The following is a 16,602-nucleotide window of genomic DNA, read 5'->3' as shown; positions in this document are numbered from 1 at the left end:
TTTTGAACTTTAAAATCAGTTTTTTTTACCATTCGATTCAGGTTCGCATTTATTGCAGGAATAAAAAGACACCCTATCTTTGAATCATTACAAACCCTATCTTTTTTATTACAAAAACGGATTTTAATAATAAGAAAAGTTAGTTAGCAATCCCGGAATGGACGCCGGGATTGCTCTTTTAATGTAGGCTTATCCTTTATTGAAGACGAACAAGAATTAAAGCCTGCCGATATTGCCGACTTTAATGACCAAAATAACAACTCTGTTTGTTGCCACTATCTTCCCGCTTTTTAGGTTCAGTACAACCAGATAATTTAATTATTCAGAATCTGTTACTTAAAAATCAGCGTTATACCTATACTTTCTTATTCAGAATACAACTAATTTTACTTACCGTACAGACCTTTATTTAAAACCAAATCGCTTTAGGGCAAAAAAAGAATTGCCGGCGAGCAACCATTAAATCAGAAAAACCAAAAACAAATGAAAAAAATATTATTGCTTACCCTGCCCCTTCTGTTTACTTTGTCATGTAGCGAAGATCTGACAAAAAATGAGCTTGTTGACTCACCTTCGGTAGTATTGATATCAGACAATGTTGAAAGCAGTGATATTATTATCAATGTGATGGGTTCAATTCGCAAGATTTACAAAAATGCCTACATCGACTACATAAAAACAAAATCCTTTGATTTGTATGAAGCAACCTACCATCTTGAAGTTGCTGCAAAAAGTTATCCCGACAATACTTACTTTGTTGTAATTGTTGAACCCGGTGCAGGGAGTGGACGAATGGTTTGTAAAGATAACAGTGGCCGGCGATACCTGATACCAGACAATGGTGTTGCTTCAAGATTAATGCTTAACGGTGAGCTGTCAGAATTTTATTCCGTTACCAACAGCGATGTTTTGGAAGGCGGGAACTATCAAAATATGTCTATTGAAAATTTCTATTCTTCTGCAACGGTGGCTTTATTAGAAGATAAGCATTTATCCAATTTTGGCGAAATTTTAAATTCGCCGGAAACGATTGAAATTTCTCAACCCAATAAAAACAGAACGACAATTACAGGGCAAATATTATATATTGATAATTTTGGAAATTGTCATTCCAATGTTTCAAATGATTTAATGTCTGAATTCGATCTCGATGATTTATTAAAAATTGAAATAAACGGAGAAAAAACTTTTTTTGCAAAACTTGGAACCACCTATTCTTCTGTCGGGAACAGCCAAAATGTTGGGTTTATTGATGCCTCTCTTAAATTGAGACTTGCTGTAAATGTTGGAGATTTAAGTCTTCGCTATGCCATAAATGCAGGAGACAAAATAAAAATAACCAAGTCTTCAGCCAGGATTGGAATCCTTTATTTCAATAAATCATCTGTAGCAACCAGTATCACTGAGGGTATGAAAGAAAAACTGTCTGAGCTGGGTTTGTCAGAGACCAATTTTATACAGTTTATTGAAAGAGATGCTGACAATGATGCATCTCGTTTGTTTGATTTAGTTCAGGAAATACTTGATGCAGATGTTGATGTCTTTCTTTCCGTTTCCACACCTGCTTCACAAGCCGCAGTGAATAATGTTCCCGAAAAAATCCCTTTAGTTTTCACCTATGTGACCGACCCCAAATCATCAGGAATTTTAAATACAAGAGGAAATCTGACCGGATTATCTGATGCCACCAACTTTAACGATTATCTTTCTTTTGTTAAAAGAATTATGCCCAATTTAAAAAATGCAGGAAGATTATACAATCCTTATGAATCGAATTCTGCGTTTGCACAAAGTCAGTTAGTTTCGTTAATGCGGTTCTATAATCTAAATTTTACTTCAGTTGGAATTCCATCAATAAATGCTGTCTACGAAGGATACTGGTCGCTAGCCAATAACAGTAATATTGATGCTATTTTGGTGGCTGCCGACAACACAGTAAGCGATGGTATGACTGAACTAACCAGTCTGGCAATCAAAGACAAAATTCCGGTAATAGGAGACTCTTTCCAGCATTGTGAAGATGGAGCACTCGCTTCAATTTCTATTGATTATGAAAAACTTGCATCAAGCACAGGAGAACGAATAGCGAATGTGCTGCTGGGGGCAGATCCGGACGAAGAAGAGATAAAATATTTTAGCACTGACGTGATCGCTTTAAACACAAAAACCGCTGCTGATATTGGATTTACTATTCCATCGGAGATTTTAAGCGAGGCAAAATATACCTATTCAACCAACAACTAGTTTCAAATAAATTAAAATCACACAAACCTGGTTACCCGAACTTCCTCTGATAGCTGGTAATTTTCGGAACAAAGGTACCGAACCATTTCTTTTGCAAAGAATGGTGCCAGCATCACTCCTTTGGTTCCAAGGCCGTTAAAAATAAATAATTTACTATAATTGGGATGTTCACCTAAAACCGGCCGTCTGTCAGCAATTGCGGGACGAATGCCAGCCCAGTGATTTTCAACAGTGTAATCAACTCTGATTAAATTATCCAGTCGTTCTGCAATCGATTTTTTGCCCTTTTGGGTTGGCTTTTCAGTCAAATCCTGCCACTCATATGTTGAACCAACTTTAAAACGATGATGACCAACCGGCAATACAAATACTCCTTTATTTAAAATATATTTTTCTGAAAGTTCCGGAGCAAAAATTTGCAGCACTTCTCCTTTTACAGGTTTTAGCTTTACAAAATCAAAGAATGGATTTTGCCTAAGATATGCCCCCTCGCAGAATACAATCTTTTCAGCCACAACTCCTCCAACCTCAAAATTTGAACATTGGGGCTCAAACTTTTGAAACAAAAAGTCCATTTCCGTCAACAGGCTTTCTGACCGAAAATAGTGTTCTGACAATTTTAAAAATTTCACCAAATTTAAATAACCCGCATGAGTAACAATTCCAAAACCAGCAGCATCAGAAATATTTTCCACTGGCGCCACATCCGTTATTTCCCTAATAAAGCTTGAAAACTCAGGCAAAGATTTTCTTTCCTGCCAAAGTTGTTTTTCCTGCGCCGACAAAGGTTTTAGAATATCTTTTTCAAAAAAGAGACACTCTCCCAGCACATTCTCAAGGTTTTGATAACTTTCTTTCATTACCGGAACCAGTTTATCCGCCAGCCAACTTTTTGTAAGGCGCTTAAAAACCAACGGATTTACCATTCCCGCTGCAACCAGTGAGGCTTTACTCTTTTCAGACGAAGAAATAATATGAAAACTTAAACCTTTTTTTAACATCTCAAAGGCAAGCATCGTACCGGCTAAGCCTTGTCCTACAACTAAAAGCTCAACCTTTTTCATTTGTGTGTTTCCAGTAACTTTTTAGCCTCTGTAACAGATTTCACAGGCAAATCACAAACTCCGGCCTTACAAACATAAATCAGGTCTTCCCCATTTTTAAACCGCTTACTAAAAATCGCTACCTCACTCTCTTTGGCTGAAAATAAACCAATCAGATTTGGATTGAAATCTTTTTGAATCTCTTTCAACAAAGCCTCAGAATTTGGTCCGCAAACTACAACTTCAAAATGAGGCTCATAAATTCTAAGCATTAAAGTTCCCCAGTTAGCATACGCCATCGGGTAGTTACGAAAATTGGAAACAACAGTTTGAACCATCTTTTTAACAATATTCAGATATTCCGGTTTACCAAGAAATAAATACAACTTAAACAGATTATTTGCCACAACCGAATTAGCCGCAGGAATAACATTATCTTCCCTTTGAAAATGATTTGTAATAGTCGAGTCTGCGTCTTTTTCTGAAAAGAAAAACATTCCGTTCTTTTCATCAAAAAAATGCTGAAATGTGGTTTCAACCAACGTTTGGCTTAATTCCAACCACTTTTCGTCGCTGGTTACCTCAAATACCGTAAGAAAAGCCTGAATCAATAAAGCATAATCTTCCAGAAATCCAGCAACCGACTTTTGTCCTTTTTTCCAGACATGAAATAATTTCCCGTCCTGTGTCAAAATATTATTTTGTAAAAACGTTGCATTTTTAAGGGCCAGTTCCAAATAACGTCTTTCAGAAAAAGCTTTGTAAGCATCCAGCAGTCCTTGGGTTACCAGAGCGTTCCACGAGCTTAAGGTTTTATCATCAAGCCCCGGTCGAGCTCTCTTCCGGCGGGCATTCATCAGTTTATCTTTCCAAACTTTCTTTTTTTGTTGAAGTTCGCTTTCCGACATGCCATTTTTTAAAACAAATTCAGGATCAGAACCATCGCGTAATAAAATGTTGTTTCCCTGTTCCCAGAAACCTTTGGTGTTTACATTAAAATATTTTGAAAACAACTTGAAATCATCGCCAATAATTTTTCCCAGTTCCTTTGCATTCCATACATAAAATTTCCCTTCCTCTCCTTCGCTGTCGGCATCAAGAGATGAGTAAAAAGCCCCCGACTTATCTGTCAGTTCACGTTCAATAAAATCAACTGTTTCTTTTACCACTAATTTAAACTCATCGTTTTTAAATAACTGATAAGCTTTTGAATAAATACTTAACAGTTGTCCGTTGTCGTACAACATTTTTTCAAAGTGCGGCACCTTCCAAGACTCGTCAACCGAGTAACGTGCAAAACCACCACCTGCCTGGTCGTAAATTCCACCGCGCGCCATTTTTTCCAGGGTAAGTTTTAGATAATCCAGAACTGGCTTATCACTTTTTACATATCCAAAATACAGCAAAAATTCAAGGTTTACAGGCATCGGGAATTTGGGAGCACCTATTCGTCCGCCATGTTCCAAATCAAATCTTTTGCTCCACTCGCCTACCACACTTTCAATCATTTTAAAATTTTTCGGCAAAATATTTTCTTTTTCTTCTATAACCGAAACCTGTTCTATTCCCTTTTGAAGATTTTCTGCATATTCTATCATTTTTTCCCTGTTTTTTCGATAAAAACCGGCAACTGCAGAAATATCATTCATCCATGTTTCGCGCGGAAAATAAGTCCCTCCCCATACCGGGCGCCCATCCGGAAGTGCTATTATATTTAGAGGCCAGCCTCCCTGCCGTCGCATCAGCTGTACCGCTGTCATGTAATAATGATCTACATCGGGGCGCTCTTCACGATCAACCTTCACACAAATAAAATTATCATTCATCACCTCCGCTACACCTCCATCTTCAAAACTCTCGTGTTCCATCACATGACACCAGTGACATGCGGCATATCCAATACTGACAAGAATGAGCTTATCTTCTTTTTGTGCCTGTTCTGTAATTTTATCGTTCCAGGGCTGCCAATTCACCGGATTGTGCGCGTGTTGTAACAGATAAGGCGAACTGGAATGAATAAGAGCATTTGTATATTTTTTCTCCATAAACTATTTTGTTTTACCATTTATGAAACGCTACGAATCAATCAATGTTTTGGAAGAAACAGGGGAAAGAAAACAGATCGTTATATTTTTCCTAGTGCCAATTCTTTAAAAATTTGGTAAAGGTAATTGACAAGTTTTCGGATGAGCCTAAGGGTTTGTATTTTATAAAACCAGACCTGATAAAAAACCGCTTGATAAAATCTATAAATCAACTCTGCATAACCTTAAAAAAATTCCTCGTTTCACATCAGAATGGCCTATTTGATAAGGTAAGAGTTTCAATTTTTTTTTTGAAAAATTCTATGACTCGTTCACAAATATGGATATAATCTACCGATCTGTTTGTTTCCAAACCCACCCAACAGAAAAAATATGTCCATTACCGATCATATGATTTGATTTTAAAGGATTTTCTGAAGTGTAGGAAAAAAAGAAATTATGAAAAGGTATTTTTGCAAATACAAAAATTGAACTTTCAGTTCTGTATCCCATTCCCACTGACAATAAATACAAGTTAAAATCAGCCATTGAATCAAATCCAATCTTTTCCTCCACCGTATTTCTCAAAACTAAATTTGGCTGAAAAGTAAACTTATCATTCAACACAATCCTATAATTTCCCGATATAAAAAACTTTCTATAATTCGCCAGATCGCTAACCGAATTGTTATTAAATTTATAATCAGCCGGCATAAGATTTAATACAGATAAAGAAACACGAAAATCCCTCCCGCTTAACGAAGCACCAAACCCTCCATCAAATCGAATTGAATTATTGTTCCCGGAGAGTAGTCTGGGATCATCGGCTTGCCGGGCTGTTAATTCATTTACATTAATTTCCAAATTTTCAACCAATACATTCACCCCAAATGAAAGTAAATTAGTTCTTGTTACTGGAATATGGTAAGCATAAATAAGTTGTAGAATATTTTGATTAAAAGGACCAATATCTTCATGAAGAAAAACAGCACCCAAGCCTACATATGGCTGAAAATAACTTCTTCGCAGGTTATCTTTCGGATTTGGAGATATGGCAAAACTCACCAAATAATCATTAACTGGTTTAAAACCACCTGCCCACATTGAATATGAGGCAGAATTTACTTCTATTTTACTATTAAGTGCTGCCAGGGAAGGGTTATTAATGATTGGAGAAATATGATTAAAATAGTGATACGGAAAATCCTGCGCCCTTAGCTTATTAAACAAAAGATGCAAACTTAAAAGAAACAATATTATTCCTGTTCTTCTCATCGTAGAATTGTTACCTGACCGTATTTTTTGTTACTTGAATCGAAAATCAATTGATACATATAGGTTCCCTGAATAATTTTCCCGTCAATTTTTCCATCCCATGGAACATACTCCCTTTCGCATGTATAAACAATTTGCCCATAACGGTTATAAATAACGACCTTTTGAAACGGATAAAAGTCGATATTTCCAATTTCCCATTTGTCATTTATACCATCTCCATTCGGCGTAAAAACATCTGGGATTATCAAATTTCCTTCTATTTCCACTTCAATGGTGTTTGACCACGACTCAACCCCCGCTACCGTGTTGGTTTCCTTTATTTTAAAATAATGAAGTAAAGACATACTGCTACTGGTGTACATAAATTCAGTATCCTGACCAACATTTTTTACCAACTCCCAATTACTTTTTCCATCAGCAGAGTGCCAAATTTCATTTTTAATGTTCGCTTCATTCCAAAATCTATTATTATTCCAGCTTAAACGAACTATTCCTTCCGGCTGTATTTCATTGCCACGAAGGACAACGGTTTGCAGAGAATTGGAAGTAAAAGTTTCATTGCATGAATTGATAACTCCCAATGTAAAAATTTCAGGTTTCAAATTATAGGCAGAAGGTTTAAATATATATCGACCACTAAAAGTTCCTTTTATTTCCATTTCATCAGACATTTCTCCGAATTCGCTGACAGATAAAATCAAAGAGTGGTTATTGCTTCTGAGTCTTTCTGAATAATAGTCAACCACAATATTATTATCCTTATTGAAACTAACATTTTGAAGGTCAATTTCCAGGCTGTCGTTTACCACGTTAACATAGAGCGGTTCCGACTCTCCATAACAAACTGTGTCAATAGTCACACTTGTCTCGTGCACCGTTAACCGGTTTTGTCCCGATTCCGTCCATTGAACATGAACTTTGTTTGTTCCCTGTCCGTAAATTACTTCGCCTCCCATAGGATTCCAATCGTAAACGGAACCATTCGTTTTTTTGATTTCATAAATGATATTTTTTGCATTTGCTATACAAATATCATCGGGCCCATTGGGTGTTTCGGTAAGTAGCTCAACATTTATACGAACTGGAAAAACTGTTGTGTCGGAATAACAACCGTAACTATTCTCAGAATATACACTCACTGATGCATCCAAATTCGTATCTCCCCAGTTAATTTTCACCTTTTCTACAGCAGGGTTTGCGACAATGTCTCCACCATCGGCCAACCAATAAATAACATTATGATTATTCTCGGTCCAGTAATCGACCTCTTTAACATACGGACAGACCGACCAACTGCCATCTATTGGTATCTTTTCAGGAATTGGATTTACCGTTACCATAGTTGTGTCGAAATTTACCCAGCAATTTTTATCAGTTGTCCTTAGTACTATTGGTAATGTAAAAGGGTCGTTATAATTAAGAGGTGCGTTAAAAACCGGTTGTGAAATAAATGGGTTGGATAAATAATCATCATAAAGCCACTGATACCTGGAATCTGTAATTTGAGCTATTCCAATTGCTTCTGAAGACCGAGAACAAATTTCCAGTTTAGGACCGGCTTCCGGAACTACCTCATCTACAAATCCATCCATCTTTTCTCTAAAAAAGCTGGTCACAAAATCGGGCATGCGGGGAATACTATAGTCCAACGATGAAACGTTTAATTCAATGCTACATGCATCGCCTTTCTCGTTTGGTGCATTAATCCTTCCCATTTTTTTTGAATTGTTGGGAACGTCGTAGTAATCAAAATAAATTTTTCCATCGGGTGCCAATTGTAATCCCTGCCCTGGATAGGGCAAATCTTCACTTGATGGCAGCCGGAGAACAACTTTGGCTGAATCCTGTATCTTTGCCACACTGGTATATCGAACATCAATCTGAACAAGTTCTGAGCCCGAAAAAAAGTATAAAAATCTACTATCGGGTGAAAATTCTTTTGCATGATTCAAGTTGAGGTCGAGAAATCTGATATTGTATAAATCACCCGTTTCAAAATTAAAATCAGCTACTTTTTCACCTTCGTCGTAGCTTCCACCCACCATAAAAAACAATTTATCGCCATTCGGAGAGAACCTGTAGCCGGAAGAGTTGCCAATAGATACATTGTCATTTATTCTTGGTTCCGTTTCTACACCGTTTTCGCCAACTTTGTAAAAGAAAATTCTGTCTGTCTTTATTTCGTCTACGACGTTGGTATTTTGGTCGACAACAATCCAAAAATAACTGTTGTTGCAATAGCCACACACCGAAACCCACGAATGATAATTATTATGAAGCTTTACTTTTTGTTTAATAACCTCTCCCCTCCCATTATTTGCGTTAACATCTATTTCGGCATAATACAAAGTATTCTGATATTCACCCAAAATAATCTCGTAATACACTTCTTCATACAAAAGAATGTATTTACTTTCTTTTCCCGGATAAGGAATAAAAACAGGAGCATTATTAGTAAACGCGGCAGGTGGTATTAGCTCTTCACCATTAATAAGCAGATCATCGTTTTTATTCCAGATTTGACGCCCGTTTGTATACATTAGTAAGTTCCCACCCTTATCACAAATAGCAGACTTTGCTGTAGCATTTCCATCAAAATCCGACAGGGCAAAACTACCTGTTTGAAAATTAAATTGTTTTTGTGAACCTATTAACCAAACCGAAGCCTCTTTTTGCGCGAAGGCATAATTAACAATTAAAAAAAAAGATAAGAGTAACAAGACGAATGCCGGTTTCATTAGGTTGTTTTTTTAGTAGATGCGAAATAATGTATTAGGTTGCGTCATAATTAAATTAATTCGTCCTCGTATTTCAAAATCAAATCAGATAACGAAATTAATTGACCGGCATATAAATTCCCGCCAAATCAATTTTAGGAAAAACATCAACTCTAAAGTTAAGATGCTATCTGACTATACAACTCTTAAATTTGCATAAAAAAACTTTTGGAGTGTTATCTTCAATGGATACCTATTAGGTAATAAATTGTCAAACAGACTCCGAATTAAAAGAAACGTGCAGGTTTGGATACAAAAAAGAGTTGAATATTAAAGCAATGTGTATCTGCAGTTGCCCGTAAAATCGTTCCGGTAAAAATAAAGATATTTGAAACGAGACACCTTAAATTTCTCAATATCTTTAAAGTATGATTGCCGATTTTTTTCGGTTACTTTCCATACAAGCTTCCAGAATTTCCAAAACTTCTACTGTTTCCTCCGGTTTTACAAGCAATTCTTTTCCTTTTCTGATAGCATCATACAGGTTTTTATAAAAAAAAGGATAATCCCCCTGAATGGTTTCTACTTTCCCCAGAAACTTTAAGCCATCTCTTTCATAGATTATTTTTCCCCATTCACTTTCAGCTTCTTTGCCCCAATCCGGTCCCTGCGGCAACTTCCCTGTTCGTAGCACATCTTCCTGCGGATCGATACCCCATTTATGAAAAGTTCCGTATTCACCATATAAACTGTAGCGTGGTCCGGGATCCATAACCAAATAAGAACATTTCAAAATTGCAGTAAAATTTTCGTATTCCAGTCTTATGTCGTAATAGTCAGCTACTTTCCCACCAGTTCTCACAATTTTTAAATTAGCATTTACTGACGAAGGTTTGCCAAATAAAATATACGCCTGATCGACCATATGGGAACCCAGGTTATATAAAACACCGATATACTCGTCGCCTTCTTCTTTCCACGTGTCAGGTGTTATATAAGTCCTGTATCTATCAAAATGCGATTCAAATTCCACCAGCCTTCCCAGATTTCCCTGCTCCAGGATTTTCTTCACAGTTAAAAAATCACCGTCCAGACGTCGGTTTTGATATACTGTAAATACCACACCTTTTTCTTTTGCCAGCCGCACCAATTCGGCAGCTTCTGCACTTTTTTGTGCCACAGGCTTTTCAACAACAAGATGCTTGCCCGCGTTTATCACTTGTTTTGCCATCTCAAAGTGTAAATAGTCGGGAGTATTTACAATTACAAGTTCAACGGCAGAGTTATTAACTATCTCCTGAAAATTACGGACTATTTCTGCATCTGGAAATAAACTTTGAGATAACTCTTTTGAGCGTTCCAAAACCTGAAGCACTTCAAAACCTGAGTTTACTTTTAAAGAAGGCCCGTGAAATGCCTGTCCTGATAATCCAAATGAAGATATTGCAACTTTTATTGGCTGATTCATAATTTATTATATTAAAAGGAGCCAGACCATTTCTCTTTCTCTGGCTTAAGCCCCGTTTACTTTTTAACAAAATCGTATAAAGTTAACCTGAAAACACTAAAATTTAAAATTAATCCTTCCAAAAAGGTCCGGGAAAGTTGTTGAATAACATTAAAAAAAAGAGGTATTGTATAACACATAATGCTTAAATAAAAAATATTTGATTGTAACTTCGAATGATTAACCTTAAATAATAACCTTAAAATGGAGAGGTTCTTAAACAACTATTTACATACATTTTCCTGTTTTAACCTTGAAACCGGGGATTTCCCCGGCCCCGTAGTAACAATCTCGCGTCAGGCAGGTTGTTCTGCGCAGCGTATCGCAATAAAACTCTCTAAGATATTAACGGGCTACAGTTATATGTCGGAAACAAAAACCGACGCAGAATGGAGCTGGGTTGATAAAACAATATTTTCAGATGTAGTTGAAAATATGATAATTGAAATTAATAACGGAAGTTATGATGACAAGGCAGAGGCGGTAAGAATGATGAAAGAAGTTGCCCGTGCTTTTTCAAATGAAACGATTTATGATATCTCAGACAAAAAGCTAATTGACATTTTCAAAGGAGTGGTTTGTAAATTAGCTACTTCGGGCCGAAAAATTATTGTTGGCCGTTCGGCAGGAGTAATACTTCGGAATGTTCCTGACAAACTAAACATAAGACTTGAAGCGCCCACAGAGTGGCGAATCAACAGAGTAATGCAGCTCAAAGATCTAAGCCAGGCAGAAGCCGCGAAATACATTAATGAAATGGATCAAAAACGGGATTCATTTATTGAGAAAATTATTGGAAGAAAGGCTGAAAACAATGATTTTGACATTATCTTTAATTATGCATCGCTGGAGGACGATCAGATCGTAGATGCCGTTATCAACATATTAAAAGACAAAAAAATAATAAGCTCACAGTTCAATCTTTAAGTAATTAATTCTTTTTGAAGTTAAATTTTATAAATTTGAATCAGATTTATTAATAAAAAAATAATTGATCTCACCTTACAGAGCCTTCCTTCGGGAAGGTTTTTTAATGTAATTATTTAAAATCATACAAAATAAATTAGATTATCTGCTAAAATGTGCGTTATTTTGTATATGGAAGAAAATATTGTTTTTACTATTTGGGTAAAGTAATTGACTGTTTTTAATTTTTACTGCAATGTATAAAAATCATTGAGAACTAAAATGTTCAGTAATTGTCTAATCTGGTAGAGAAAACAACTTCTCAGTATTTAATTATTTATTTTATTATTATTTGTTCAATTTTTTATGAATTTATTTGTTGCAAAGTTAAGTTCATCTACAACAGGTGACGACTTACAAGAACTCTTCTCACAGTTTGGAGAAGTAGCATCTGCCAAAGTTATTTTTGACAGAGAAACCGGAAACTCAAAAGGTTTTGGCTTTGTTGAAATGCCAAATGACGACGAAGCGAATGAAGCAATCAACGCCCTCAACGAAAGTGAACAGGATGGGAATCAGATTGTTGTTAAACAAGCCAATCCGCGAACAGAAAACCGCTCTGGCGGTCGTGGTTTTGGGGGCCAGCATAGAGGTGGTTTCCAAAACAGAGGTGGTGGCGGTGGCTTCCAACGCCGCGATGATCGCCGCGGTGGCGGCGGCGGTGGCCGAAGATTCGATAACCGGGGCCGCGGTGGCGGCGGTGGTTATTCAGACAGAGAAAACGACAGGTATTAGAAATGAAAAACACCGTCTCAAAACAAGTTCTTGGGACGGTGTTTTTATTTTTAAACTTACTAAGTTTAACTTTTCAGAGTATAATGCTGTGTATTCTTAACTATAGGTTTTCGGAAAACTTGATTTACAAAATATAAAATAATTCTTTGGTATTAATTAACAAGTTGTATTCGACTATTCTTCCGCTATTTTTTTCCATCCAGGAATTTCTCCCTCAAAATTAAATTTAATCACATATGCCATTTCATTTTCCGGCTTGGCAGGTAAAACAACACGTAATCCATCCTTCTCCTGATAATGTTCGAGATTCACAGGTGAATTTTGATTTAGTAAAAAAACCGACTGTAGTGAGGCCAAATTAATATTCCCCTGAGCAAGTGATTCAACTGTTACAGTATTGTCTTCAGGCCACCCGAGTACAATGGCATACAATGTTTTGTTATCCTTACTTCGTGTAAACCGAATGTCATCCGACGTTCCTTCTACAGGAGTAGTAAAAGAGGCACCTTCACCATGAGGATGACCTGATCCCATTTCTGTTGGACCTTCGCCAAACTTCACCCATGCCCGTGTAGAATAAACTGCTTCTCCATATTTTTTAAGCCAATTTCCCATGGCTAAAAGAATATCTTTTTGTTTTTGAGGAATGCTGCCATCGGCTTTGGGGGAAATATTCAGTAGCAGGTTCCCGTTTTTACTGATGCGGTCAAACAAACTATGAAGTACTGCGGTTGCTGAATAGTAACCAATTCCTTCCGTATAACACCAACTAGAACGACTAATGGCATCATCAGTAAGCCAATAGTAGTCTTTGAGTTCAAAAGGCCCTCCGCGTTCATAGTCCAATACGGCAACATCTGTATTCAGAGCATCTTTATAGGTGTTTACAACTTCCTTGTTCCATTTATTGGCTGAATTATAATAATAAGCTACAAACTGCAGCAAAACGGAATCCGTAATCTCGGTAAGGTTAAAATCCTGCCAAATTATATCTGGCTGGTAATTGTCAATAATCTCCTTGTGTTTTTCGAGCCAAACCTGTTCATTTTTTTCTTTGCCTAATTGCCCATATAATTTTTGAAGTTCAGGATCATCTGTTTTTGGAACATGTTCATAAAAACCGGTAATGTTATAGGCATGATGCATTGAAAGAATCAATTTCATATCTTTTTCACGTATGGCATCAGCCAAAACTTTTACAAGATCCATTTGGGGGCCTTTATCTTTGGCATTCCAGGGATTTACTTTGCTTGCCCACATCGAAAAACCATCGTGGTGCTCGGCAACCGGCCCTGCAAACTTTGCTCCGGCATCGGCAAATAATTGAGCCCATTCTGCCGGATCGAATTCTCCTCCATTCGATTTTAATTTTGGAGCAAACTCAGCCCAATTGCCCTGTTTGTCTTTTGCTCCCTCAATAAAATAATGATAGGGCCATTCCGATGCAAGATCTCCATAAACTTCTTTATGATGTTTGTTCACCCGGGAGTCAACACCATACATATTTTTGGGATACCATTCGTTGGCAAAAGCAGGAACAGAATAAACACCCCAATGAAAATAGATACCAAACTTGGCATCTTTAAACCACTCCGGAACAGGATTAACTTTTTCAAGAGATTCCCATGTCGGTTGATAAATATCCACCTCCTTCTTTTCTTCTTTTTTGGAACCGCATCCGGCCAGTAATATCACTAGAAAAATAACCGGATAGTAAAGCATTTTGTGTTTCATCTTTTTAAGTTTTAGTTATTATAATTTTGTTGTTTGCTCCTGCAGACTTTGTCTATAGCCAATTCCAATTCAGCAATTTCGTTGTTTTTTATCTCATTATCAAAAGAATGGTAATTTTAAAACTGAACGAGTATTTTCATAATTTCACCGGGCGCCTCCGACCAATCTTTCATGGCTCCGGGGGCATCGTTCGGACTTACCGTTTTTGAAACAAAAATATTTTCATCAGGCTGATTATTTTTAAGGTACTTAATTACAGCCTCAAAATCAGAGGAGTTTGCATTTCTTGAACCCGTAATAACCAATTCTTTTTGCACCCAAAGTTTAGTTGCAAAAGACACTTCGCTTGCTGCGTAACCGATACATACAACCCGCCCCGCAAAAGCAACTTCTTCTATTGCCGCCCGGTATGTTTCAGGATTTCCAGCCGCTTCAATCACCACCGTTGGCCCGTTCCCATGCGTAATTTTTTCCAGTTCCTGATGCAAATTTTGAATTCTGGAATTGATCACATAGTCAGCTCCCAATTTTTTGGCCACCTCCAGTTTAACATCATCAATATCTGCTGCAATAACGGTTGCTCCGCGGAGCGCTGCCCTTATTATTGCTCCACTTCCAATCATCCCGCAACCAAATACCAACACCGTATCCAAATCATTAACCTTTCCGTTGTCAACCGCATGAAATCCAACGGTAATTGGTTCAACAAGCGCAAGCTGAATCTCACTTAGTTCTGCATTTGCAAGAACCTTCTCCCAAGGGACCACAATATATTCAGTCATTGCTCCGTCACGCTGTACACCAAGAGTTTGATTATGCAGACATGCATTAAACCGCTTTTGTTTACATGAATTGCACTGCCCACAATTGGTATAAGGTACCACTGTTACATTCTGACCTTTTTTGAAAGTAGCCGGAACCTTTTCTCCCACAGCTTCAATAACGGCTGATATTTCATGTCCCGGAATTCTTGGATATTGAACCAAAGGGTTTTTCCCTAAAAAAGTACTTCTGTCTGATCCGCAAAAACCAACGTAGTTCAGCTTTAAAAGAACATCCTTTTTTCCCATTCGTGGTATTTCCCGTTCAACTACGCTAATCTCTCCCGGTTTTGTAATCTCTATAGCTTTCATTTCTAAACTCTAATTTTGAAATTTGGTAAACACCATGTACATTTTTATGAGAAGCGACACAATTTCACAATCGCCCAGTCCCAACTCACCTGAGTTATATCTTAAATAATAATGACAAGCACCAACAATCATATTCGGATCAATTATAGATATCTATAGTTCGGATCAATAACAGATTCGTTTTTTAGTTCATGCCAAAACTCTGCCGGAAGTTCCATTTTCAAAATTTCCTTATTCCTTGCCATCCGTTTGGGCTTGCTGGGATTAAGCGCAACGGCACAAACCTGAGGAGCAGAAAATGAAAACTTTAAACAAGCTTCTCCGGGTGTAATTTTATGCTTTTCGCAAATGGCAAATAATTTATCCCTCCAGTCAAACAAATGCTTATCTTTTGGAAATGATCTGTTTACAATCCGATAGTCAAAATATTCGCCACCTGTAATAAAACCGGCATTAAAAATGGCCGAATTGATAATACACACCGAATCTTTGCCCAATTGTTCGATAAATTCAACAACAGGTTTGGGGTGGTGAAACAAGGTAAATTTGTTTGCAAACATAACCCAGTCGAACTTTACTTTCTGATACAGTTCTTTTATCACAAGCCAGTCTTTGGAGCCTATTCCAACCGCTTTTACTTCACCTTTCTCTTTTAGTTCAAATAATGCTTTATAAGCTCCCAGAATATCCTTCAAACGTGCTTCCCTGTCTGCGGCATCTTTTGCCACTTCAAGATATTCATCCGGATCGTGTACCGATACAATCTGAGGTTTATATCGCCCTCCTAAAAGCTCGCACCCTTGCTCCCAACATTCCAAAATTCCGGAGTAGCTGATTTTCTGAACCGCATCGTGTTTCAGATTTGCCCAGGCACCAGGCTCAAATGTTGGCTCTTCGTTAGTTAATGGCACCCGGAACCAACCTAATTTATTGCTAATCAGAATATCATCCGGAGCCACATTTAATTTCCTGAGTCCTTCCCCAATTACTTCCAGCGCAAGCCCTGCGCCATACTTCCCAGCGCTGTCAATCATCACTCTGTCATCGCTCACCCGAAACCATTCTTTTATGATTGAAAACTTTTCTTCTGTTGTTAGCTCACGGTATAAGTTTCCCAAATAACTTGTTCCGTAAATTATCCTGGGGCAATCCAACCCCGAATTCCCAAATTGTTTTGTTGTATCCATTTGTTATTGTTCTCTATAAAAATCCGGTATCATC

Annotated in this window: 11 protein-coding genes; 3 read left to right on the top strand and 8 right to left on the bottom strand. The window is 37.3% G+C overall.

Annotated elements, in window-relative coordinates; genetic code table 11:
* The first annotated feature begins 483 nt into the window (after positions 1-483).
* Positions 484-2,244: an SAM-dependent chlorinase/fluorinase gene (locus K5G00_RS21080; RefSeq protein ID WP_238768221.1), complete on the top strand. Its 1,761-nt coding sequence runs from the start codon at positions 484-486 to the stop codon at positions 2,242-2,244.
* Between the two features lie 17 nt (positions 2,245-2,261).
* Here K5G00_RS21080 and K5G00_RS21075 read toward each other — a convergent pair whose 3' ends face one another.
* The 5 genes from K5G00_RS21075 to K5G00_RS21055 form a co-directional block, all read right to left on the bottom strand.
* Entirely contained in the window at positions 2,262-3,308 is a 1,047-nt protein-coding gene (locus K5G00_RS21075; RefSeq protein WP_238768220.1) for an NAD(P)/FAD-dependent oxidoreductase, read from the bottom strand.
* Positions 3,305-5,332: a thioredoxin domain-containing protein gene (locus K5G00_RS21070; protein ID WP_238768219.1), complete on the bottom strand. Its 2,028-nt coding sequence runs from the start codon at positions 5,330-5,332 to the stop codon at positions 3,305-3,307. Before K5G00_RS21070 ends, K5G00_RS21075 begins: the two co-directional genes overlap by 4 nt.
* A 330-nt stretch (positions 5,333-5,662) precedes the next feature.
* On the bottom strand, positions 5,663-6,586 hold the full coding sequence (locus tag K5G00_RS21065) for a PorP/SprF family type IX secretion system membrane protein (protein WP_238768218.1): 924 nt from the start codon (positions 6,584-6,586) through the stop codon (positions 5,663-5,665).
* Entirely contained in the window at positions 6,583-9,327 is a 2,745-nt protein-coding gene (locus K5G00_RS21060) for a T9SS type B sorting domain-containing protein (protein ID WP_238768217.1), read from the bottom strand. The genes K5G00_RS21065 and K5G00_RS21060 overlap by 4 nt, the downstream gene beginning before the upstream one ends.
* A gap of 400 nt (positions 9,328-9,727) precedes the next feature.
* Positions 9,728-10,774 carry a Gfo/Idh/MocA family oxidoreductase gene (locus K5G00_RS21055; protein ID WP_238768216.1) on the bottom strand — a complete coding sequence of 349 codons (1,047 nt, stop codon included), beginning with the start codon at positions 10,772-10,774 and terminating at the stop codon, positions 9,728-9,730.
* Positions 10,775-11,017: 243 nt separating this feature from the next.
* Between K5G00_RS21055 and K5G00_RS21050 the strand changes: the two genes are divergently transcribed.
* Positions 11,018-11,740, top strand: a complete 723-nt coding sequence (locus tag K5G00_RS21050; RefSeq protein WP_238768215.1) for a cytidylate kinase-like family protein — start codon at positions 11,018-11,020, stop codon at positions 11,738-11,740.
* Positions 11,741-12,085: 345 nt separating this feature from the next.
* The gene (locus K5G00_RS21045) at positions 12,086-12,514 is read left to right on the top strand and encodes an RNA recognition motif domain-containing protein (protein WP_158869359.1); all 429 of its coding nucleotides are present in this window, start codon (positions 12,086-12,088) and stop codon (positions 12,512-12,514) included.
* 174 nt (positions 12,515-12,688) lie between these two features.
* On the opposite strand, the gene K5G00_RS21040 is transcribed toward K5G00_RS21045, so the two are convergent.
* The 3 genes from K5G00_RS21040 to K5G00_RS21030 form a co-directional block, all read right to left on the bottom strand.
* On the bottom strand, positions 12,689-14,248 hold the full coding sequence (locus tag K5G00_RS21040) for an alpha-L-fucosidase (protein WP_238768214.1): 1,560 nt from the start codon (positions 14,246-14,248) through the stop codon (positions 12,689-12,691).
* Positions 14,249-14,364: 116 nt separating this feature from the next.
* Positions 14,365-15,381 (bottom strand): zinc-binding alcohol dehydrogenase family protein, encoded by a 1,017-nt coding sequence (locus tag K5G00_RS21035; RefSeq protein ID WP_238768213.1) that lies wholly within the window; start codon positions 15,379-15,381, stop codon positions 14,365-14,367.
* Positions 15,382-15,524: 143 nt separating this feature from the next.
* Entirely contained in the window at positions 15,525-16,568 is a 1,044-nt protein-coding gene (locus tag K5G00_RS21030; protein WP_238768212.1) for an aldo/keto reductase, read from the bottom strand.
* Positions 16,569-16,602: the final 34 nt, after the last annotated feature.

Source organism: Maribellus maritimus (assembly GCF_022267315.1).
GTDB lineage: Bacteria > Bacteroidota > Bacteroidia > Bacteroidales > Prolixibacteraceae > Draconibacterium > Draconibacterium maritimum.
This window is presented reverse-complemented; position numbering and strand designations above follow the sequence as displayed.